The organism is Pseudoalteromonas citrea (genome assembly GCF_000238375.3).
GTDB lineage: Bacteria > Pseudomonadota > Gammaproteobacteria > Enterobacterales > Alteromonadaceae > Pseudoalteromonas > Pseudoalteromonas citrea.
Genome location: NZ_AHBZ03000015.1, coordinates 82,719 through 103,855, shown reverse-complemented (window position 1 = coordinate 103,855; position 21,137 = coordinate 82,719). Strand labels below are relative to the sequence as shown.

Genomic DNA, 21,137 nt, shown 5'->3' with positions numbered 1-21,137 from the left:
GAGAAAATTTGAGAATATGGGTTGGTATGCTAGCATACCAACCCATATTTTATTGTCTGATATTTAAGAGAATCCACATGACTATCCGTACTCGTGTAGCCCCGTCGCCGACGGGTGATCCGCATTTAGGCACTGCTTATATTGCGCTTTTTAATTACTGTTTTGCTAAGCAGCAAGGCGGGGAATTTGTATTACGTATTGAAGATACGGACCAAGTGCGTAGCACCCCAGAATCAGAACAAGCGATTATGGATAGCCTACGTTGGTTAGGTCTTGAGTGGGATCATGGCCCTGATGTCGGTGGTGAATTTGGCCCATACCGTCAATCAGAACGCAGCGACATATACAAAAAATATGCACACCAGCTAGTTGAGCAAGGTAAAGCCTTTTACTGTTTCGCGACATCTGAAGAGCTGGATCAAATGCGAGAAGAGCAAATGGCCGAAGGTTTGCGTCCTAAATATGACGGGCGTGGTCTATTGTTAAGCGAAGAGCAAATCAAAGCGAACCTAGAAGCAGGTAAGCCTTATGTTATTCGCATGAAGATTCCAGCTGAAGGCACCTTTAAGTTTAATGATTACCTGCGTGATGAAATAGAGATCCCGTGGGAAAATGTCGATATGCAAGTGCTCTTGAAAGCAGATGGTTTCCCAACTTATTTCTTAGCGAATGTGGTTGATGATCACCATATGCAGATCAGCCATATTTTCCGTGGTGAAGAGTGGATAAACTCCGCCCCTAAGCTATTGAAGTTATATGAAGACTTTGGCTGGGAAGCGCCTGTATTAGGTCACCTTCCATTGTTACGTAACCCAGACAAGTCTAAATTGTCGAAGCGTAAGAACCCCACTTCAATTAACTATTACAAAGAGATGGGCTTTTTACCTGAGGCTGTACTTAACTATCTAGGTCGTATGGGTTGGTCAATGCCTGATGAACGTGAGAAGTTCACGTTGGCAGAAATGATTGAAAACTTTGACATGAAACGAGTTTCTCTGGGTGGCCCAGTATTTGATGTTGATAAACTAAGCTGGTTAAACGGCCTTTGGATCCGTGAGAACCTCACTGACGAACAGCTTATTCAGCGTTTTGTGGATTGGAAATTTAACAGCAATACATTGGCACGCATTTTACCTGAAGCGAAAGCGCGTATTAATACTTTGTCTGACTTAGTTGATTTAGCCGGTCACTTTGTGGGGGGGATCCCAGAATACGATCCGGCACTATTGACTGCGGGTAAAGCGGATGAAGAGGTTGTTCGTCAAGCGCTGCAGTTCTTTATTTGGGAGTTAGAGAGCTTACGTAGTTGGGAAAAAAGCGAAATTTTTGCGATTGCCAAAGCAGTATCAACTTTCCATGAATTGAAAATCAAAGACTTCCTAGAGCCAATTTTTGTTGCTGTAACAGGCAAAGCATCGTCAACGTCAGTACTAGATGCGATGGAAATCTTAGGCTCAGACCTATCAAGAGCACGTTTACGTGTTGCTTTGGGGCATATTGGTGTTTCTAAGAAACAAGCTAAAAAGCTTGAAAAAGCGTATAGAGATTACCCAGCTTCATAATTCAACTGATTGAATTTTAAAACTAAAAAGCCACCTTAAATCTAGGTGGTTTTTTTTATGCTTAAATTTAAACAGATTCGACCTCTTATTGTAAATATTCTGATAACATAGCGCGGTTTTATAACTGATCAAAGAAAGAGTATATGTTAAGTCGTTTTTACCAAGAGCAAGGCGAGCACGTGGTTATTACCCGCGAACAAGGTAGTCTATTTGCAAAGCAAGTTGCAGATGACTTTAATCCATTACATGACGTAGATGCTAAAAAGTTTTGTGTACCTGGTGACTTATTATTTGCTCTGGTTTTATCCCGTTATGGGGTGAGTGAGAACATGCATTTCTCATTTGTTGGCATGGTAGATGAATTGTCTTTATTGAGCTTTCCGCAAGGCAGTGACGCTTTTGATATTACTTCAAATGATAAAGTGATGATGTCGGTCAAGCGTGACGGTGACGCTAACCTTTGTCCAACATTGATTGAAAGCTTGACCAAAAACTATGTTGAATTTTCGGGCACTGCTTTTCCTCATGTCATTATTCCTTTGATGGCTGAACAAGGCGTGATGATAAACCCAGCGCGACCTATGGTGATTTATGAGTCGATGGCGATCCATTTAGATGACCCATCAGTATCACAAGTAGAACTGGCTGCTGATACACCAGAATTTAGCTATGAAGGTAAGCGTGGTAAAATTATTTTGCGCTTTAAGCTTTTAAGTAACGGCAAGCAAATTGGCCGGGGTGAAAAGCATATGTTGGTGTCAGGCATTCGTGATTACTGCCAAGATATGGTTGATGGTTTAATTACTTATTATAACAACAGAAAAGCCACACTTTAATTCTGGTTCCTACCTAGACGAAGAGTGACGTCTGTTGCGGGCATCTAGTACGCGTATTTGGTATACTGCAGCCAATTTATTCGTCCGTGAGTCGTCACTATGTCATTCCAACCTTTGCAGTTAGCGCCTGAGCTTGATCAGGCACTAACAACACTGCAGTTTTCTGCCCCCACGCCAATACAACAGCAAAGCATCCCTTTGGTACTTGAAGGGCATGATTTATTAGCTACAGCACAAACTGGCACGGGTAAAACCGCAGCGTTTATGTTGCCCATCTTGCATTGCCTTTTAAAAGCACCTGAACAAAACTCTAAGGTACGAGCTTTAGTATTGGCGCCAACCAGAGAGCTTGCTCAGCAAGTTGCAGCTAATAGTGAAGACTACGCTCAGTACACAGGTTTAAAGGTTGCGTGTATTTATGGTGGGGCAAATATTAGCCCACAAGAGAAAGCACTCAAAGCGGGTGTTGATGTTGTTATCGCAACCCCCGGTCGATTACTAGATCATTTAATTAAAGGGACTTTAAAGTTAGAAAACGTCTCGCATTTGGTCTTTGATGAAGCAGACCGGATGCTTGATATGGGGTTTATCGGTGAAATTAAGCGCATAATGCGCCATTTACCAGAACAAAAGCAAACCTTGTTATTTTCGGCCACCCTTGATGAACAAGTACAAAAACTGGCTTCACAGTGGCTAACTAAGCCTCAGCGTGTCGGAGTTGATCCAGAAAATAGTGCAGCCGAAAAAGTAGAACAGTTATTTTATGCGGTCGATGATGATAGAAAGCGTGAGCTAATGTCGCATTTGATTGGTAAGAATAACTGGCAGCAGGTGCTTATTTTTACTCGAACTAAAAATATGGCCGATGAATATGCCAAAGAACTAAATAAGGATGGCTTGCCAACCTTAGCCATCCATGGTGACAAATCGCAAGGTGCGCGAGATAAAGCGCTAGCGCAATTTAAATCGGGTAAAACGCGAGTATTGGTTGCTACTGATGTTGCTGCGCGTGGGATTGATATTGTTGATTTAAATTATGTGATTAATGCACAGTTGCCGTTTGTCGCCGAGGATTATATTCATCGTATAGGAAGGACAGGGCGCGCAGGTAAAGCGGGAACGGCATTGTCACTGGTCAGTATAGATGAGCAGTGGTTACTTGAAGAACTTGAAGTGTTACTTGATGAACGACTCACACCACAATGGTTACAAGGTTATGAGCCTGACTTAACCAAGGAGCCCAAAGATAACCGGAAAAACTCAGCAAAATCACGTAAGCAGCGCGATAAAAAGCATATTTTGGGCAAGCGGGATCAGCGACGCCGTAAAAAATAAATAAGTGAAAATATATTGTTTTGATGCGGCGGTTTAGGTGTTTTATTGATATGCTGAATAAATAAAATACAATGAGCATAGGCACCAAGAGATTGTCATATGGCTACTGATCCTGAGTTACTAGAGCAGACTAAATCACAAGATACACTGGCTAAATGGCAAAAAACCATTGATTTAATGGCACGGATATTCGGTGCTCCAGCTGGGTTTATTGTGCAGGCTCAGCCTGATGGCTTTTCAGTATTAGTGGCCAATAACGATGAGGATAACCCTTACTCAGCTGGTGGCATTATCCCATTGGAAACGAATATTTTCTGCAAGAAAGTCGTTGCCGATAACGCCCCGTTGTACGAACGTCATGCAAGTACCAATCGTCAATGGGATACCAACCCCGAAGTCAGTGAAGACGGCTTCGAATCGTATTTAGGGGTTCCTATTCGCTGGCCTGACGGCAGTGCATTTGGTACTTTGTGTGTGATGGACTTTAAGGTCACAGCCTATGATATTAATTTGCAGGAATTAATAGAGCATCTACGAGATATGCTCGAAGATGATCTGATTTTGATTCACCGTTTTAGTCAAATGCGCCATATTGCTATGCTCGACCCCTTAACCAATATTTATAATCGACGTGCGGTTGTAACCTTAGCTGAACATAAACGCGATATTGCCCTGAAAATGCATATGTATTTTTACTGTATTTTTATAGACTTAAACGAGTTTAAAGCAGTGAACGATCAATATGGTCATACTATTGGTGATAAAGTATTAAATGGATTAGCCACAGCCATAAAGGCGGTAAGTCGCGATGATGATTTGGCAGGGCGTATGGGCGGGGATGAATTTTTAATGTTTGTTCAAGGGCCATCTGGGGCCTGGATAAACGATTTGATGCAGCGCTTAATGGGTGAATTCAAGCAGTTGTTGTCAGAGCAAGATTTACCCAGTGTGATGTTTAGTTATGGCCATGCAATGACTGATGATAAGTTTTTTGATTTAAAGCAGTTAATTAGCTTAGCTGATAAAGCGATGTATCAAGCTAAGACTAAAAAGCCTTAGCTTGATACATGAGAGTGCTTTAAGCGGTTATGCAATTTGCTTTTCTGCTAAGTGCAACTCCATGGTTGCTTTGAGTAAGCGATATAAGTTTATTGATGCGTCAATTTCTTCTTTTCGATTTGTTAAGCTTTCTATGTTAAGCCCTAGAGGCACGTTTAGACGCGCACAGCTTTGTAAGATTAAGTCTAGATTCTCGCGGCAAATTCGTATTGATTCACTCAAAGGGTTTTCTGAGTCCAGCATACGCCATTTAGTTGCATCTGGTACTGAAATACCCAACCACTCCATAAACTCGAGCGTCTTTTGTCCACCACAAGGTGTGAACGTTAAAATAATGCGTTTAGGTATATCGCCTTGTTGTTTACAAGTTCTCGCGTAACTGGTGATTAAGTCGATTGTTGCCTGGGGGTTATAAACAGCTTGAGATATAAAAAACTCACAACCTTGCGTCGTTTTTTCGATTAAACGCTGTTGTTCGTTTTTCTTACTTGCATGACGTTCGGCAATTGTGACCCCGCCGAGAAAAAATGACTCTTGATGTGCAGCCAATGCTTTGTAGGCATCAGGTAGGCTTAATTTTATGTCGCCAGTAGAGGATGGACTGCCAACAAGGACTAGGTTATCTAACCCAAACTTTTCTTTGGTTTCGCTTAGCCAATGATTAAACTGCGAAGCATCGCGCTGCGCCACACTTTTATAGGTGATCACATCCAAATGAGATAGCTCTTTGATAAGCTGGCTATATTCACACGGATCAACGGTATGTTTAAACGGAAAAGGGCGAGGTGCTTGTGTACGACTGCTTTCGTCCTGGATATCGTAGATAATAACACCGTCGTACTCTATTTCATGTAAACGAGCTAGTAATTTATTCGCAATGGTTTCTAATTGGGCTCTATCTGTGCCTTGTTTTGGTGGGGTAGTACCAATCATGTACACACCCTGATTTGGGTCTTGTATTTTTTGTTGCAGTGATAAAGCCATAATCCTCATTCCAGCCTAAAGTCATTTTAATAAGTGTAATATAGCAGCCATTTAGACGTCTAGATAGATTTTTTTATTGAAACTTATTCAATAGCGATGAATTCCCTTCATATTTTTAATTAGCCTACTGAAATTTATCGACATATTTTTTTACATAAATCTGTCTTTTTTGGGTATAACGGCCGTTAATTTACGGCATAATTGCATGGTTAAACTAGCCATCGCGTTAGTTAAAAAATAATTATTAAGGACACATATGAAATTTAAACTATTGGCAACCAGCCTGGCGGTAACACTCGCATTAACTGGCTGTGTAAGTAACAGTGCGAACAACAGTACACCTGTGGCTAGCGTAGCAAATGCCAGTGATAAAGTGTTTTCGCAAGACTACTTAATTGAAGAGCTTGAGAATGGCTTACGAGTTATGGTGGTAAAAACGGATTACCCTGATGTGGTGTCATTACAGATCCCTGTATCTGTGGGCTCGCGTGATGAAGTCGAGGCAGGTAAAACCGGTTTTGCCCACTTCTTTGAACATATGATGTTTAAAGGATCTGAAAAGTACCCTCAAGATGTGTACTCAGATATATTGAAAAACTCAGGTGTTGATAATCGCGCATATACAACCAATGATTTTACTAATTACTATTTGAGCTTTTCAAAAGAGCATTTAAACAAAGTTCTTGAAATTGAAGCGGATATTTTTCAGAACTTATCATACACCGAAGAACAGTTTCGCACTGAAGCACTGACTGTAAAAGGTGAGTATTTAAAGAACAATGCAAACCCAGTACGTAAATTATTGTCGGCAGTACGTAATGAAGCCTTCGATAAACATACCTATAAGCACACAACAATGGGCTTTTTCGAAGATATTGAAGCGATGCCAGATCAAATGGCGTATGGCCAAACATTCTTTGAGCGCTTTTATAAACCAGAATATGTATCAATGGTGATTGTCGGCGACGTTGATCCACAAGAAACCATGAAAGCGGTGAAGCAGCATTGGGGCAACTGGAAAAAAGGCGACTTCAAAGCAGAGGTGCCTGTTGAGCCAAAACAAACTGAGGCAAAATATGTTCACGAGCAATTCGAAGGTATGCCTGGTCATTGGTTGTTAGTTTCTTATAAAGGCACTTCATGGGTACCTGAAAAGAAAGACCGAGCTGCGTTAGATCTGATCTCAGAACTATACTTTGGTAAAAACTCTGCGTTGTATCAAGAGTTGGTTGTCGATAAACAAATTGCCAGTCAAATGTTCCCGTATAATGCAGAAACCAAAGATCCCGGATTATTGCACGTATTTGTTAAGGTTGAAAAAGAGCAAGATTTAACCGTAGTACGAGATGCAATTAATCGCACTTATGCTAGTGCGCGCACTGAGCTGGTTGATGCTGATAAATTGGCGGCGTTAAAATCAAATAGAAAATATAGCTTTATAAATGGCCTGGATTCTTCACAAGCCATAGCGTCTACGCTTGCACGTTATATGCATTTTGAGCGTGACCCTGAAGTGATTAATCAATTGTATCAATCGGCTGATTCAGTGACGCCAGAAGATATACGTACTATCGCGAATAAATATTTTGTCGACAGTGGGCGTACGACGGTGACTATGTCTGATCTTGCTAACGTATCTGGTTTTGATAATGAAGTCTCACTAAGTGCATTAGTTGCAGACTCAAAACAGCCTATCGAGCGTCACTTTAAACTACTTGATAAAACCAATGCTTCGCCACTCGTTGACGTTAACTTATTGTTCTATACAGGTGCCGCAGCGGATCCTGTCGGTAAAAAAGGGGTGGCAGCACTAACAGCCGCGATGCTTGCAAAAGGCGGCTCGCAAAAGAAAACGTATAAAGAGATTCAAACGGCGCTTTATCCAATCGCGGGCAGCTTTAATTATCAAATCGATAAAGAAATGATTTCATTGCGCGGGCGTGTTCACAAAGATAATGCTCAGCAATGGTATGATCTTGTCAGCGGGCAACTACTTGACCCAGGCTTTAGAGAAGATGATTTTAAGCGTTTGAAGAAAGAGTTGATAGACGGTATTAAAGCGGGCTTAAAGTCTTCTAATGATGAAGAATTAGGTAAAGAGGTGCTTTATCATAAACTGTATCAAGGCCACCCATATGAAAGTTATAACTTTGGTGATTTGTCTGATTTAGAAGCGTTAACGTTAGACGATGTGAAAGCTTTCTATCATGCTGAGTTTACACAGGCTAAATTAAATGTGGGGATCACCGGTGCGCTCTCTGACAAAGTAAAAACACAGCTACTAGATGACTTAGCGACTCTACCAAAAGGTGATGAAGCACGTTTGATGGTACCAGATGCGCCAGTATTAACAGGTCGTCATGCAACAATTATTGAGAAAAGTGCCAAATCTACCGCTGTGTCGTTTGGTTTCCCTATCGATACAATACGCAGCTCTAAAGATTGGACCGCATTGTGGTTAGTGCGCTCATACTTTGGTGAGCACCGTAGTTCGAATAGTTTTTTGTATAAGCGCATTCGTCAAACTCGCGGTATGAACTACGGTGATTACGCATATATCGAATATTTCCCACGCGGTATGTTCCAAACAAAACCTGATGCAAATTTAGGCCGTTCAGAGCAAGTTTTCCAAATTTGGTTACGCCCACTTCGTTCGAATAACGATGCCCATTTTGCAACACGCGTTGCGCAATTTGAGCTAGATAAGTTAATAGCACAAGGCATGACTGAAAAAGACTTTAATGCAACGCGAAACTTCTTAAGTAATTACGTTCCGCAGCTAGTAGCAAGTCAAGATCGCCAGTTAGGATATGCACTCGATAGTGAATATTACAACACTGAAAGCTTTGTTGAGTATGTTCGCAAGCAACTTGCCAACTTGACTGTGGAAGATGTCAATCGCGTGATATCTGACACACTACAAACTGATAATATGCATTATGTCTTTATCACTGGTGACGCTAAAGATATGGCACAGCGCTTGGCGTCGGAGCAAATATCTTCGCTTAAGTACAACACGGATAAGCCCGCGGTACTGATTAATGAAGATAAGCAGATTGAAAAGTATAAGCTAGCGATCCCGTCAGCTAACATTACGGTAGAAGATGTAAAAGTTGTTTTTGAATAAATAACGAATTACGTTAACGAAAAATGGCCATAAACAATTTATGGCCATTTTTATAATGAGAAATGAGATTCACAATATACCCGCTTTGTATCGCTCGAAGTACACCGCGATGATTTAAAGATAAAAGCGATAACATTGCTCTATACAGAGCGGTTTGTTATAAGTAATAGCGAGAAGGTTTGCAATAGCAGTAACATATCTTGTGTTAAGCCGTTAAAATCTACCCGTATTACCAATAGTTAGGTTTTCCTTATGCGTCATGAAATTTGGCATCAGCTTCAAAAAGAAGCAAAAGAATTAGTCAACGTCGAGCCTTTACTCGCAAGTCATGTTTATTCAAGTGTGCTAAATCATGATTGTTTGGGAGCAGCTTTGAGTTTTATTGTTGCCAATAAACTAGCTGATGCGGTGGTATCTGCCTTTACAATAAGAGAATTATTCGACCAAGCGTTTGTTGATTGCGATAAAATGCTGACACATGTAGCTCATGATATAAAAGCGGTTAAAGATCGCGACCCTGCGGCCGATAGTTACTTAACCGTAATTTTGAATCTGAAAGGTTTTCATGCGATACAAGCACATCGACTTGCCTACTGCCTATGGCGACAAAACAGAAAAGAATTGGCTCGGTTTATTCAAAGCCGTACATCCGAAGTATTTGGTGTTGACATCCATCCTGCTTGTAAAGTCGGTCATGGCATTATGCTTGATCATGCGACTGGTATAGTGATTGGTGAAACCGCCGTTATTGAAGATAATGTGTCGATTTTACAATCGGTCACGCTGGGTGGTACAGGTAATGAACAAGGCGACCGTCACCCTAAAATTCGCGCTGGAGTGCTAATTGGCGCAGGGGCAAAAGTACTTGGTAATATCGAGGTGGGAGAAGGCGCGAGAATTGGTGCAGGCTCCGTTGTTTTAAATCCTGTGTTACCACACACCACAGTCGTTGGGATCCCAGCTAAAGTGGTTGGTAAACCAAACTGTCCTTGTCCTGCTGAAAGCATGAACCAAAACTTCTTAGAAGATCAACCTGCGTCTGTAAATGATTCCTATACGAGTGCGATGCTATAGCTGTCAAAAAAAACCGCTCAGTTGGGCTGTTCATCACTTTTTATGATGGTGCCCAACAAAATGTTTTTCAAGAAATTAATTAACTGATTCAACCTATGTCTTTGGGCTGTGCTTTAGGCATGACTTGTGTGATCTGCGATGAAATCTCTCCGTCATTCAATTGTGTTTGAATAATTTGCCCTTCTTGTAATTGCGAAACTGACTTTATGACTTTATTGTTCGTTTTTGTGATGCTGTAACCACGCGCTAATACACTCAATGGACTCACACTATTTAACGTTGCAGCCAAAAACGCTAATTTGTTTTGCCGTGCTTCAGTGTGTTGCTTGTGTTGCTGGTTTAATTGCAGCGTTAATTGATTTAGGCGTTGCTTGGCATTTTTAATGCGACCATCTGGGTGCTGGTGGTTTAATTTTTGTTCTAACAACGACATGCGACTTTGCAAAAGGTGATGACGCTGCTCAAAAGCGCGGTGCAAACGCAGTGAAAGTTCATCAATACGTTGTGACTGCTGCATTAATTGGTTCTTTGGGTGTTGTAGTCTCAAGCGTTGCGTGAGCGCTTGGATACGCTGCTTGATGTGCTGAATATGGTGATTAGTGGCTTTTGTAAGTTGTCGCTTTTTATTGGCGATTAAATCAATCAATACATCTTGTTCTGAGCTCACGAGCTCAGCCGCAGCAGATGGTGTCGCTGCTCTTAAGTCGGCAGTATAATCTGATATCGTCGTATCTATTTCATGGCCTACCGCACTAATTATGGGTAAGTTGCTGGCAAAAATAGCCCGAGCAAGTAATTCTTCATTGAAGCACCATAGATCTTCAAGAGAGCCTCCACCTCGACCAATAATTAACACGTCAACTTCGTTACGCTGGTTAGCTAACTGTAACTTTTCGATGAGTTGGAAATGTGCGTCTTTGCCTTGCACTTGAGCTGGATAAATAATCACTTCAAGTTGGGGCGCACGGCGTTGTAATATGGATAAAATATCTTTTACTGCTGCACCCGTCGCTGAGGTAATGATCCCCACTTTGTTGATATGTGTTGGCAAAGGTTTCTTATGGGCACTGCCAAAAAGCCCTTCGGCTGCAAGCTTTAGCTTGAGTGCGTCATATTGCTGTTTAAGTAACCCTTCGCCGGCGGCTTCCATGTGCTCGACAATAACTTGATAATCACCTCTTGGTTCATAAACAGAGATACGAGCACGTACGGTAACTTGTGCGCCATTAACTGGTTTATAACTGCAATTGCGATTGTTGCCACGCCACATGGCGGCTTTAACTTGCGCTTTTTCATCTTTAAGTGAAAAATACCAATGCCCAGACGCAGGCGCAACAAAATTTGAAATTTCTCCGGTAAGTTGAATTTGAGCAAAGCCTTGTTCTAAAATTGCTCGGATCTCTTTGTTTAACTTAGAAACTGTATAAACATGTTGGGGTATAGTACTGCGCGATTGATAGCTCAATTTAGTCTCTCCAAGTGCCATTGCTGAGTACTTTATCATATTTTTTGATAATATTTATTTACTCGCATGGGGAACGCTGATAAAATTTGCACGCAATTCCTTATACTCAGTTCCACGTGAGAGAAACCGCAAACATGCTAAGAATTGCCAAAGAAGCCCTAACCTTTGATGATGTGCTATTAGTTCCAGCACACTCTACTGTTTTACCTCATACTGCAAATCTATCGACGCGTTTAACGCGTGGTATTGAATTGAACTTACCCCTTGTATCAGCCTCTATGGATACTGTTACTGAAGCGCGTTTAGCGATTGCGTTAGCGCAAGAAGGTGGTATTGGTTTTATTCATAAGAATATGACGATTGAAGAGCAAGCTCGTAATGTACGTAAAGTTAAAACGTATGAAGCGGGGATTGTTTCTTTTCCTGTTACTGTGACTGCAGATTTAACCATTGAAGATGCATTGGTACTTGCTGAAGAAAAAGGCTTCTCAGGTTTTCCTGTGACAGGTGCCGATAATCAGCTTGAAGGGATTGTAACGAGCCGTGATATGCGCTTCGAAACAAAACTAGATCAACCTGTTTCAACCGTGATGACGAAAAAAGATAAGTTAGTGACGGTGAAAGAAGGCGCATGTCGTGAAGAAATTCTTGGTTTAATGCATGAGCACCGTATCGAAAAGATCTTGGTTGTTGATGACGCATTTAAGCTTAAAGGCATGATCACGGTTAAAGATTATCAAAAAGCCCAAGAAAAGCCGAATGCATGTAAAGATGAGCGTGGCCGTCTTCGTGTTGGTGCTGCTGTAGGTGTTGGTGCGGGTACTGATGAGCGTATCGCTGCATTGGTTGATGCAGGTGTTGATGTATTGCTTATTGATACTTCTCATGGCCACTCACAAGGTGTTCTTGACCGAGTAAAAGAAACGCGTACTGCATTCCCTGATTTACAAATCGTTGCAGGTAACGTTGCAACAGCTGAAGGTGCGATTGCCCTTGCTGATGCCGGTGTTGACGCGGTTAAAGTGGGTATTGGCCCAGGGTCAATTTGTACAACACGTATCGTAACAGGTTGTGGTGTGCCACAGATCACTGCCATCTCTGATGCAGTTGAAGGTCTAAAAGGTCGCGATATTCCTGTTATTGCTGATGGCGGTATTCGTTTCTCAGGTGATGTTGTTAAAGCATTGGTTGCAGGTGCGTCATGCGTTATGGTCGGTTCAATGCTTGCGGGTACTGAAGAATCTCCCGGTGAAGTTGAGCTGTACCAAGGTCGTTATTACAAATCGTACCGTGGCATGGGTTCATTAGGTGCAATGAATCAAAAAGAAGGGTCGTCAGACCGTTACTTCCAAAACTCAAAGCAAGCTGAAAAGTTAGTGCCAGAAGGCATTGAAGGCCGTGTTGCTTATAAAGGACCAATTGCGACGATCATTCACCAACAAGTTGGTGGTATTCGCAGTGCAATGGGCCTAACGGGCTGTGCTGATATTTTTGAGCTAAATACTAAACCACAGTTTGTGCGTGTTACATCTGCTGGTATGGGTGAGTCGCACGTTCATGACGTGCAGATCACCAAAGAAGCGCCTAACTATAGAATGGGCTAACATACTGAAATTCAGCGTGTTTAAATGGGCTAGCATATGCTAGCCCTTCTTAATTTTAAGTAAAGTTCGTTTTTGTGCTTTACTAAATTGATACCAATATAGCGAAGTTAACTCAGAGTAGTTTATTTCGGTTGGTGTGAGTCGTTTCCTAACTACGAGATTATCAATGAGCAAAGACATCCATGATTCCCGCATTTTGATTTTAGACTTCGGTTCACAGTACACGCAGCTAATTGCGCGTCGTATTCGTGAAATCGGTGTTTATTGTGAGCTATGGGCTTGGGACGTGACCGAAGAGCAGATCCGTGAATTTAATCCGCAAGGCATTATTTTATCAGGTGGCCCAGAGTCAACGACTGAAGATAATAGTCCAAGAGCACCTGAGTACGTATTTAACGCTGGCGTGCCAGTATTAGGCGTATGTTATGGCATGCAAACAATGGCGATGCAGCTTGGTGGCTTAGTTGAAAGCTCTGACAAAAAAGAGTTTGGCTATGCCCGTGTTGAGAAAGTGGGTGACTGTAAGTTATTTGATCAAATTCAAGATCACATTGAAGACGGCACTGACTTTTTAGATGTGTGGATGAGCCACGGCGATAAAGTTATCTCAATTCCAGATACTTTCACAACAACTGCCCGCACTGACACGTGCCCCCATGCTGCGATGTCTTGGGAAGAAAAGCGTTTCTATGGCGTGCAGTTCCACCCTGAGGTGACACACACTCAGCAAGGTTTGCGTTTATTAGAACGTTTTGCAATCGACATTTGTGGCTGCGAGAAGTTATGGACGCCAGCACAAATTATTGATGATGCGATTGCGCGTATTAAAGAAAAAGTAGGGGATGACGAAGTTATCCTTGGTTTATCTGGTGGTGTAGATTCATCAGTGGTAGCGATGCTGATTAACCGTGCTATCGGCGATAAGCTTACCTGTGTATTTGTTGATAACGGTTTACTTCGTTTAAACGAAGGTCAGCAAGTTATGGATATGTTTGGTGATAAGTTCGGTCTGAACATCATCAAAGTAGATGCTGAAGCCCAGTTTTTGAAAGACCTTGAGGGGTTATCAGATCCTGAAGAAAAGCGTAAAGCAATTGGCCATACTTTCATTGATATCTTTGACGAAGAGTCAAAGAAATTAGTGAATGCAAAATGGCTAGCTCAGGGGACTATTTACCCTGACGTGATTGAATCAGCAGCTTCTGCAACAGGTAAAGCACATGTGATCAAGTCACACCATAACGTAGGCGGCTTGCCTGATGATATGGAAATGGGGCTTGTTGAGCCATTACGTGAATTGTTTAAAGATGAAGTACGTAAGATTGGTTTAGAGCTTGGCTTACCTTACGATATGCTTTATCGTCATCCATTCCCAGGGCCTGGTCTAGGTGTACGTGTACTTGGTGAAATCAAGAAAGAGTATTGCGATTTGTTACGTCGCGCAGATGCTATCTTTATTGAAGAGCTGCATAAAGCCGATCTTTACCATAAAGTATCTCAAGCGTTTACGGTCTTCCTCCCAGTGAAGTCAGTAGGGGTTATGGGTGATGCACGTAAGTATGATTGGGTTGTATCATTACGCTGTGTTGAAACCATTGACTTTATGACGGCACGTTGGTCTCACTTACCTTATGACTTTTTAGGGCTAGTATCTAACCGTATCATCAATGAAATTGATGGTATCTCGCGTGTTGTTTATGATATTTCTGGTAAGCCACCGGCAACTATCGAGTGGGAATAACCACGCATTAGTGACTTAGTTTACTAATATTAAAGGCGAATATGTTAAATATTCGCCTTTTTGTTTATTTAAAAGGCAGTTGAACCGTATTTTGCAAAATAACGCTTTACCTTTTATAAAACATCTCTATAATTCGTCGTCATTGCAGGGGCGTAGTTCCAATTGGTAGAACAGCGGTCTCCAAAACCGATGGTTGCGGGTTCGAGTCCTGCCGCCCCTGCCACTTCCTTTTTTACTTCATATTTTATATTCTTAGTAACACTCAGTATTATAAAATCGTAGGTTTTTATGCACCCATTGCATGCCGATATTCTTGAAATTTCTCCTTTGATATTAAAGCAAACCGATGTTGCTATAGGCTCTGAACATGCTAGTGCGGCCATTGATTTAAGTGCACAGTTGGCGTTTGATATCGGATTGGCGAATACTCATCTAGATTTAACGCTTGTGCAAAAAGGGCATGATATAGCGATAGATGCTCAAGGCCTGATTTTACCCTCAGCGCAATTAAATGCCGAGCAGAAACGCCAATTATGGAAACTATTAAGTGAATACTAATATAAAGCACGACATACTCGCGCAGCTACCAATGTGTGAGCTTATGGCAATAGAAACCGCATGCCACGCCTTTCCTTGGACGCAAAAGACCATGGAAACCTGTTTGGCCGGGCGTTACTTTAATGGTGCATTGTATTTAGATAAAGAGCTAGCTGGCTTTTATGTGGGTGAGCGAGCTGGACCTGATAATACCTTAATGGACATCTGTATTGCGCCAGCGCATCAAGGCAAAGGGTTAGCAAAAGCATTGTTACTGGATTTTGTGACACGCAGTGAAGCGATGTCTGCTGAAAACTTGTTTTTAGAAGTGAGGGCGTCAAATAAAGCGGCTATCGGGTTGTATGAGCAAGCAGGGTTTATTGAGTCAGGTATTCGTAAAAACTACTACCCAAGCCATAGCGGCAAAGAGGATGCGATATTAATGGCATTGGCACTGTGTTTTATGGGCAGCAGCTAACCTAGATACTGGTGCACCATATAGTCCAATAGAAACGAGTTACCATCTAACTACGCATATTTAGTTCGCAATTTTTAATGGTTGTTGATTTGTGAGCGTGTACTTAATTGCTTCTGTAAGGTTCAATAACGCATATTGCCACTGCGCCTTATTATTGGTTCGTAAGCTCTGCTCTAAATCATCTGCAGCACTATGTACGTTCATAAAGCCAAAACACCCAGCACTGCCTTTTAAGCTATGAGCCAGTGCTCTGAGAGATTCCCATTCTTGATTGTCGTAATAATCCTGCAGTTGGGTGAGGTGATCAGGTAGCTTTTCTATATAATTTTGACTGATCTGCTTAAATTTTTCACTTTGTAGTAATGAATCCCACTGAGATTGGCTAGCATCTTGTAGCTGTAAATGCTCCAGTAAGACAGAGCCTAATTCTGCTTTATCTATGGGTTTACCAAGCGTAGCATCGCATCCTGCAGCGAGATAAGTATCAACATCTTGTTTCATGACATTTGCTGTAAGGGCAATAATAGGACCATCATAGGCTGCATGGCGGAGCATTTCAGTGGCCTCTAAGCCGCCCATCACCGGCATTTGCATATCCATTAATATCAGTTGGTAATCGTTTACGAGTGCCTTTTCTACAGCTTCAGCGCCATTATTCGCGATATCTGGCGTGATCCCCCATGCTTGTAGTAGTAGTGTCACCAAGACTTGGTTATCAGTGTTGTCTTCTGCAAGCAATATATGCGCATCGAGATGTGTGCTTGCCAGTTCCTCTGAGATATTAGGCTCTGGTAACGCTGCTGATAGTTCATAGGCGAGTTCATAATTACTGTCTTGATAGTTACCAGCAACGCTAATGGTAAAGCGGCTGCCAATTCCTTGTTCGCTACTAACCTCAACGTCCCCGCCAAGTAGCTGTGCGAGGTTTTTTGAAATACATAACCCAAGGCCTGTGCCACCAAAGCGGCGAGTGGTGGTACTATCAGCTTGTTCAAACGGTTTAAATACGCGATCAATTTCAGCCTCAGACATACCTATACCAGTATCTTCTACGGTAAATCGAAATGTTTGTCGTGTTTCATCGAAAGACACTTTTATCTTAATTCCGCCAAATTCGGTAAATTTCACCGCATTGGTGGCTATATTCAATAAAATTTGCTTTAAGCGCGTAATATCACTGTGAAGAGTCCGGGGTAGAGGAAACTGATATTCAATAGCAAACGACAGGAGCTTTTCTTGCGCCATGGGGGCCATGATTGAATTTATATCGTCTAGGAGCGGTTGTAGCTTCAATTCACTTTTTTCTACTGCGAGTTTTTCAGCTTCAATTTTTGATAGATCGAGAATATTGTTGATGAGCTCGAGTAGGTGTTTTGAATTACGTAATACGGTATCTAGGTGATGCCGTGTGCCCTGAGCATCAGGGTTGTGTAACAATTGCTCTGTAAAACCCATGATTGCAGTAAGCGGTGTGCGTATTTCATGGCTCATATTTGCTAAAAACCGGCTTTTCAATTCATTGGCTTGCTTTGCTTGCGTGATAGCCATACCCAGTTGTTTATTCATTTCTTCTAATGCACGGGTTCGATTGTCTACCTTTTCTTCTAAGTGGTGCTTGTACTCTTCTAGCTCACCTTGAAAGTCTCTTATTTGTTTAACCATGTGATTAAAGTCGTGAAATAACGTGCCAACTTCATCATTACCTTGGCTGGGTAAATATACTGATAAATCACCATCACCGACTCTATGGCTTGCCTCACCTAATAACTCTATTGGGTTTAACAGTAAGTTGCGTACAACGATAAAAATCAAGATCGGTAATATAATGACCGATAAAATCACAATCAGAGCCGTTATTAAACTAATGGCTTTACCTGAGTGATACAGCAAAGATTTAGGTATTGTAGATAAGTAATAATAACCACCGCTGAGCTGCACGGCGTATAGCATACGCTCGATGTTATCTATGCTATTGAGGTTTATTGCGTTCAGTGTGCCTTTGTCAGCGACATCATGAATTTGCTCTATTTCATCAGGTGAAAGGTAACTGCCAAACAGCTGTTTGTCTGAGCTAAATAATATTTCTCCGCCATCAGTCACTAATAAATTGAGGGTATTGTCATAGGCGGCTTCAAAAATACTCGAATTTATAATCGAGGGGTCAACCTTTACTATGATATAACCTTGTTGGTTCGGTTGCCTGAGTTGTAAATTTACCCCGTAAATACGCTGTACAAAATACAAGTGCGTTGTGCCCTTATCGGTTGCAACCATGAACTGTTGCTGCCGTAGGTTATTGTTGATCATTTGGCTAAAAAAAGGGTAACTATGAGGGGCCTTATTTAAATTATTGGCATGATAAGCTTGGCTTTCTCCCTTAGGGTCAACCAAGTTGATACTTAAGATGTCTGGGTAGGCTTCACTGTAGCTGGCAAATACATCTACCAGGGCACTGAGCCTCGAGGTACTTGATACATCATAAAAGCTATTATGATTAAGAAAATCCATTAATACAGGAGAATTAGAGAGTAGCTTTGTCGTAGATTGGTATATCTCAATGTAATTAAACATTTTTTGTTGTTGTTGTTCAACAAAGCGGCTAACAGTGAGTTTGGCTTGCTTTTGGGTTGAGCTCGTTACATTCGTGAGTGTAAAACCACCAAGAAACAACAAGGGTAATATCACCAGAGGAGTGATGTACCATAATAGCTTAATACTTAACTTACTTGTTTTCATGGTGTTACATAGATATCCATATGATTGATCAGTATCAGAGATCATTATTGGTTCATGACATTCTAATCCTAAGCCAATGCAGCATGTTTCACAAGAAAACCCGTTCGAGTATGGTGAAATTGGTATGAAATTTATATGGGAGTAGTGAATTTTCTAAAAATGTAACAAATAAATGGTTGTTATGGGGTTAATTAAATGGCCGAGTTGTAACCTAATCACTCAGGTAAATTATTGTCTAATATAAGTTTCACTAGATTCAACGATATTTTAATCACGCTAACATCGAGGAAGAAAAACCAGTGTGAAGATACATGTGTTTGTAAGTTAGGGTAAAGAAGGTATGTGCCCCAGCAACGCGGATGCTGATGTCAGCCCTTGAACCCTAAGGTTCAAGGCGGAACGCAACAGCTTACCGCAGGCTTCTCGGTACATGCCGAGCTTGCACAATAGTAAGCAAACTACGTCCCTAAATAAAGTTTATCGGCTCAGGGACTTAATCTGCTGTCCAACGCGCTAGGGAACATAACCAGTATATAAAACATCTGCGTGAGTAGAAACCATAAATGCAAAATACTTCATCGTTTGCTGTTAATTTAATCGGTGTCGCTAGTTTACTAAACGACGCGGCGGATTTTTAAGCTAGCACATACAATTGCTTGGAGTTGCTATACTTCGAGTGGTAGCATTAAGCGACTAAACTGTGAGTGTAAGAAATACTGATGAGCGAATTAAAAGATTATACCCAAGCCCAATTGGTGCTAGAAAAAAACGACATTTATGTAGCCCCTGCTGAAGTACATGGTGCCATCAGTGGTTTACTGGCTTGCGGGCTGAATATTGAAGCAAAAGAATACTTAGGTTTACTGAGTGATGTGTTTAATGAAGGGCAGAATTTTAGCGAAGAGCTAAAACAGTTTTTTGCTGATATGTATAAACATGTTATTGAGCACTTTAATGAAAGCGAGTTTCAGTTTGACCTATTTCTCCCCAGTGAAGATGAGTCATTACTAGACCAAGCAAACGCGTTAGTTGCTTGGGTCTCTGGGTTTTTACTTGGCTTTGGTTTAAAGCAAAAAGACTATGGTAAGTTGTCGGCTGACGTAAAAGAAGTGATCAGTGACTTCACTGAGATCACTAAGCTTGATACACACTTTGATGACAGTGAAGAAGATCAACAAGCTTTACATGAGATTGTTGAGTATATTCGAGTCTCCGCATTGTTATGTTTTGCAGAGATGGGAAAAGAACCTGACGCCAACGCAACTTCAAAGACATTACACTAATGATCACAATACAAGAATTTTTAGAGCGCCGTACTCGTGTATTGGCGCAATTGGATAACGGCTCAGTGGCTGTTATTCCAGCGGCAGTTGAACTAACTCGCAGCCGAGATACTGAATATGCATTTCGTCAAGATAGCGACTTTTTTTACTTAACAGGTTTTAACGAACCAGATGCTGTATTGGTGTTAAGTAAAGATAAAGAAGGTAAAGGAGTAAGTACCTTATTTTGCCGAAACAAAGACAAAGTGGCAGAAATTTGGCATGGCCGAAGAATCGGCTTTGAGCGCGCGAAGGTTAATTTGTTACTTGATGAAACGCACCCCTTAAGTGAACTCGATGATGAATTACTTAACTTGGTGAATGGGCATCGAGTATTGTATTACGGTCAAGGTACGTACCCGGCGTTTGATGATCAAATTTGGTTATTAATGAATACACTGCGTGGCGCACCTAAAAAAGGTTACCGTGCACCGGAGATCATAAAAGATATCCGTCCAATACTACATGAAATGCGTCTGTTTAAATCTGAGGCTGAAATTGCTGTGATGCGCAAAGCGGCGCAAATTAGTTGTGACGCTCATAAACGTGCGATGCGTTTTGCATCAGCTGAAGCGACTGAGTATCAGCTGGAAGCGGAAATTCACCATCACTATGCTATGAATGGCGCGCGTCACCCTGCTTATGGCACCATTGTAGGGTCGGGTAATAACGCCAATATTTTACATTACACAGAAAATAGCGACGATTTGCATAATGGCGATTTAGTCTTGATTGACTCAGGTTGTGAACTTGAAGGCTATGCAGCAGATATCACTAGAACGTTTCCTGTCTCTGGAAAATTTAGTGAGCCCCAGAAAATACTGTATGAACTGGTCTTGGCTTCTCAAGAAGCAGCATTTAAACACGTCAAACCCGGTGGTACTTTAGTTAAAGCAAATCTAGCAGCGATGAAAGTGATGACTCAAGGTTTGATCGACCTCGGTATTTTAGCGGGTGATTTAGATACACTGGTAGACAAGCAAGCATGCAAAGCTTTTTATATGCATGGCTTAGGTCATTGGTTAGGGCTTGATGTGCATGATGTGGGTGAGTATAAGCAGGACGAAGCCGACCGCGCTTTTGAGCCTGGTATGGTACTGACCATTGAGCCTGGACTATATTTCGATGAAGATGCAGCCGTACCTGAGCAATATAAAGGTATTGGTATTCGTATTGAAGATGACTTATTGGTTACCAGTGATGGCTTTGAAAACTTAACTGCCGGTGTCCCAAAATCAATTTTTGAAATAGAAGCCCTCATGCAACAGTAGGAGAGT

General features: G+C 41.6%; 15 protein-coding genes, 1 tRNA gene and 1 other RNA gene. 13 read left to right on the top strand and 4 right to left on the bottom strand.

Annotated features, from left to right (window positions below; all coding sequences use genetic code 11):
• Window positions 1–77: 77 nt before the first annotated feature.
• The 4 genes from gltX (at window position 78) to PCIT_RS07850 (ending at window position 4,792) form a co-directional block, all read left to right on the top strand.
• Window positions 78–1,562 (top strand): glutamate--tRNA ligase, encoded by a 1,485-nt coding sequence (gltX, locus tag PCIT_RS07865; protein ID WP_010362521.1) that lies wholly within the window; start codon window positions 78–80, stop codon window positions 1,560–1,562.
• 143 nt (window positions 1,563–1,705) lie between these two features.
• Entirely contained in the window at window positions 1,706–2,398 is a 693-nt protein-coding gene (locus PCIT_RS07860; RefSeq protein WP_010362522.1) for a DUF3581 family protein, read from the top strand.
• A gap of 99 nt (window positions 2,399–2,497) precedes the next feature.
• Window positions 2,498–3,733, top strand: a complete 1,236-nt coding sequence (locus PCIT_RS07855) for a DEAD/DEAH box helicase (RefSeq protein WP_010362523.1) — start codon at window positions 2,498–2,500, stop codon at window positions 3,731–3,733.
• Between the two features lie 99 nt (window positions 3,734–3,832).
• Entirely contained in the window at window positions 3,833–4,792 is a 960-nt protein-coding gene (locus PCIT_RS07850; protein ID WP_010362524.1) for a sensor domain-containing diguanylate cyclase, read from the top strand.
• Window positions 4,793–4,819: 27 nt separating this feature from the next.
• Here the strand turns inward: PCIT_RS07850 and PCIT_RS07845 are convergent, their stop codons facing one another.
• Window positions 4,820–5,776, bottom strand: coding sequence for a methylenetetrahydrofolate reductase (locus tag PCIT_RS07845; protein WP_010362525.1), 957 nt, complete (start codon window positions 5,774–5,776; stop codon window positions 4,820–4,822).
• Window positions 5,777–6,032: 256 nt separating this feature from the next.
• Between PCIT_RS07845 and PCIT_RS07840 the strand changes: the two genes are divergently transcribed.
• Window positions 6,033–8,903 carry a M16 family metallopeptidase gene (locus tag PCIT_RS07840; protein WP_010362526.1) on the top strand — a complete coding sequence of 957 codons (2,871 nt, stop codon included), beginning with the start codon at window positions 6,033–6,035 and terminating at the stop codon, window positions 8,901–8,903.
• A gap of 252 nt (window positions 8,904–9,155) precedes the next feature.
• Window positions 9,156–9,977, top strand: coding sequence for a serine O-acetyltransferase (gene cysE / locus PCIT_RS07835; protein WP_010362527.1), 822 nt, complete (start codon window positions 9,156–9,158; stop codon window positions 9,975–9,977).
• Window positions 9,978–10,065: 88 nt separating this feature from the next.
• Here the strand turns inward: cysE and xseA are convergent, their stop codons facing one another.
• The gene (xseA, locus tag PCIT_RS07830) at window positions 10,066–11,463 is read right to left on the bottom strand and encodes an exodeoxyribonuclease VII large subunit (RefSeq protein ID WP_010362528.1); all 1,398 of its coding nucleotides are present in this window, start codon (window positions 11,461–11,463) and stop codon (window positions 10,066–10,068) included.
• Window positions 11,464–11,576: 113 nt separating this feature from the next.
• Here xseA and guaB point away from each other — a divergent pair, with 113 nt between their 5' ends.
• The 5 genes from guaB to rimI all read left to right on the top strand — a co-directional run bounded on the left by guaB (window position 11,577) and on the right by rimI (window position 15,802).
• Window positions 11,577–13,046 (top strand): IMP dehydrogenase, encoded by a 1,470-nt coding sequence (guaB, locus tag PCIT_RS07825; RefSeq protein ID WP_010362529.1) that lies wholly within the window; start codon window positions 11,577–11,579, stop codon window positions 13,044–13,046.
• 166 nt (window positions 13,047–13,212) lie between these two features.
• Window positions 13,213–14,787: a glutamine-hydrolyzing GMP synthase gene (guaA, locus tag PCIT_RS07820; protein WP_010362530.1), complete on the top strand. Its 1,575-nt coding sequence runs from the start codon at window positions 13,213–13,215 to the stop codon at window positions 14,785–14,787.
• A 146-nt stretch (window positions 14,788–14,933) separates the two neighbouring features.
• Window positions 14,934–15,010 (top strand) — tRNA-Trp (locus tag PCIT_RS07815).
• 65 nt (window positions 15,011–15,075) lie between these two features.
• Window positions 15,076–15,345 carry a hypothetical protein gene (locus PCIT_RS07810; RefSeq protein ID WP_010362531.1) on the top strand — a complete coding sequence of 90 codons (270 nt, stop codon included), beginning with the start codon at window positions 15,076–15,078 and terminating at the stop codon, window positions 15,343–15,345.
• Between the two features lie 31 nt (window positions 15,346–15,376).
• The gene (gene rimI / locus PCIT_RS07805; protein ID WP_238348012.1) at window positions 15,377–15,802 is read left to right on the top strand and encodes a ribosomal protein S18-alanine N-acetyltransferase; all 426 of its coding nucleotides are present in this window, start codon (window positions 15,377–15,379) and stop codon (window positions 15,800–15,802) included.
• Between the two features lie 60 nt (window positions 15,803–15,862).
• On the opposite strand, the gene PCIT_RS07800 is transcribed toward rimI, so the two are convergent.
• Window positions 15,863–18,538, bottom strand: a complete 2,676-nt coding sequence (locus PCIT_RS07800) for an ATP-binding protein (protein ID WP_010362533.1) — start codon at window positions 18,536–18,538, stop codon at window positions 15,863–15,865.
• A gap of 340 nt (window positions 18,539–18,878) precedes the next feature.
• Window positions 18,879–19,061, bottom strand: a non-coding RNA gene (gene ssrS / locus PCIT_RS07795) — 6S RNA.
• Window positions 19,062–19,257: 196 nt separating this feature from the next.
• On the opposite strand from ssrS, the gene PCIT_RS07790 reads away from it, so the two are divergent.
• Together PCIT_RS07790 and pepP are read left to right on the top strand one after the other, a co-directional pair.
• On the top strand, window positions 19,258–19,821 hold the full coding sequence (locus PCIT_RS07790) for a UPF0149 family protein (RefSeq protein ID WP_010362534.1): 564 nt from the start codon (window positions 19,258–19,260) through the stop codon (window positions 19,819–19,821).
• A complete protein-coding gene (pepP, locus tag PCIT_RS07785) occupies window positions 19,821–21,131 on the top strand; it encodes a Xaa-Pro aminopeptidase (protein ID WP_010362535.1) in 1,311 nt (436 codons plus the stop codon). Before PCIT_RS07790 ends, pepP begins: the two co-directional genes overlap by 1 nt.
• Window positions 21,132–21,137: the final 6 nt, after the last annotated feature.

What these genes read in the sequence shown, in the direction of transcription:
- gltX (WP_010362521.1), top strand. Translation starts at nt 78, where the DNA reads ATGACTATCCGTACTCGTGTAGCCCCGTCGCCGACGGGTGATCCGCAT.
- PCIT_RS07860 (WP_010362522.1), top strand. Translation starts at nt 1,706, where the DNA reads ATGTTAAGTCGTTTTTACCAAGAGCAAGGCGAGCACGTGGTTATTACC.
- PCIT_RS07855 (WP_010362523.1), top strand. Translation starts at nt 2,498, where the DNA reads ATGTCATTCCAACCTTTGCAGTTAGCGCCTGAGCTTGATCAGGCACTA.
- PCIT_RS07850 (WP_010362524.1), top strand. Translation starts at nt 3,833, where the DNA reads ATGGCTACTGATCCTGAGTTACTAGAGCAGACTAAATCACAAGATACA.
- PCIT_RS07845 (WP_010362525.1), bottom strand. Translation starts at nt 5,776, where the DNA reads ATGGCTTTATCACTGCAACAAAAAATACAAGACCCAAATCAGGGTGTG.
- PCIT_RS07840 (WP_010362526.1), top strand. Translation starts at nt 6,033, where the DNA reads ATGAAATTTAAACTATTGGCAACCAGCCTGGCGGTAACACTCGCATTA.
- cysE (WP_010362527.1), top strand. Translation starts at nt 9,156, where the DNA reads ATGCGTCATGAAATTTGGCATCAGCTTCAAAAAGAAGCAAAAGAATTA.
- xseA (WP_010362528.1), bottom strand. Translation starts at nt 11,463, where the DNA reads ATGGCACTTGGAGAGACTAAATTGAGCTATCAATCGCGCAGTACTATA.
- guaB (WP_010362529.1), top strand. Translation starts at nt 11,577, where the DNA reads ATGCTAAGAATTGCCAAAGAAGCCCTAACCTTTGATGATGTGCTATTA.
- guaA (WP_010362530.1), top strand. Translation starts at nt 13,213, where the DNA reads ATGAGCAAAGACATCCATGATTCCCGCATTTTGATTTTAGACTTCGGT.
- PCIT_RS07810 (WP_010362531.1), top strand. Translation starts at nt 15,076, where the DNA reads ATGCACCCATTGCATGCCGATATTCTTGAAATTTCTCCTTTGATATTA.
- rimI (WP_238348012.1), top strand. Translation starts at nt 15,377, where the DNA reads ATGTGTGAGCTTATGGCAATAGAAACCGCATGCCACGCCTTTCCTTGG.
- PCIT_RS07800 (WP_010362533.1), bottom strand. Translation starts at nt 18,538, where the DNA reads ATGAAAACAAGTAAGTTAAGTATTAAGCTATTATGGTACATCACTCCT.
- PCIT_RS07790 (WP_010362534.1), top strand. Translation starts at nt 19,258, where the DNA reads ATGAGCGAATTAAAAGATTATACCCAAGCCCAATTGGTGCTAGAAAAA.
- pepP (WP_010362535.1), top strand. Translation starts at nt 19,821, where the DNA reads ATGATCACAATACAAGAATTTTTAGAGCGCCGTACTCGTGTATTGGCG.